This window comes from Streptomyces sp. NPDC002306 (genome assembly GCF_053593435.1).
The window spans coordinates 1-1,019 of record NZ_JBSFCK010000156.1; the positions used below are offsets into that span (position 1 = coordinate 1).

At 68.2% G+C, this 1,019-nt stretch carries 1 protein-coding gene; it reads left to right on the plus strand.

The window, feature by feature from the left end; translation table 11 throughout:
- A partial coding sequence (locus ACWCQK_RS42575) for a zinc ribbon domain-containing protein (RefSeq protein WP_451164644.1) occupies window positions 1–186 on the plus strand: 186 nt, incomplete at its 5' end.
- Between the last annotated feature and the right edge of the window lie 833 nt (window positions 187–1,019).

Sequence of the window (1,019 nt, forward strand, 5' to 3'; positions counted from 1 at the left end):
ATCGCCGTGGACCCCCGCAACACCTCCCGGACCTGCCCCGCATGCGGGCACACCGCGAAGGAGAACCGGCCCACACAGGAGAAGTTCCACTGCGTCTCGTGCGGCCACCAGGCCCACGCGGACACGGTGGGCGCCCTGAACGTTCTACGGGCCGGGCTGGCCCGTCGCGAAGCCACACCGGCATAGCGAGAAGCCCCCTACGAGGGGGAGGAGTCACCGATCCCCCTTCGTCGCCTCCCCCGGCCCGCACCCGTCGCACGACGGGACAGCACGGCGAACGCGCCGGCAGCCGGGAACGGATGCCGACACGGACGTCGGAGAGTGGATGACGACGAGTCTGCGGGCGCACCGCCCTCCGCGACAAGTACGGACGGACGTGCGCTCCGTCCTACCGAAAACCGCCTCCGAGCAGGCATAATGGATCTGACACTCCCCCAGGCCCGACGCCGCCGCACGCGGTGCGTCGAAGAGCGACACCGGCGGGCGGCAGAGCGCCGATCCCCGCCCCGTGCCCCGTCCTCGGCCGCCCACGACACCCGCGGACACCCTCGCAAACCGCAGACACCGATCCCGCCCCAGGACGCTGTCACCCACACCGCCCACCCCGGACTCCCTGCCGGTACGGCGCCGCGCGCAGCGTTCCGAAATTGCAGGTGCCGGGCCCGCCGGAGCGGGGCAGGATGCAACGAGGCTGCGTCCAGGGGCTGTTGGGGCAAAGGGAGCTGATGCGAGTTCAGGTACCGGTCACCCCAGCCGAGTTGTTGAGCCCTGCCCCCGGCGGCATCGCGGTCCGCGACGCCCCCGCATAGCGTTCACCTCCAATACATTGCAACGAACAGGGTGAAGCCTGTTGCATTAGACAGCAGATCGTTGCAACGATTTACCGAACTCCACCTGCAATGATGCCCATTGGACGCAACAAGCGTGTTGCCAGAGTCGTGAATGCAACGTAGCTTTTCCATCAACGGAAACCGCGGGCCGATGGGGCCCGCGGTGCAGCAGAAGGAGAGAACGATGCA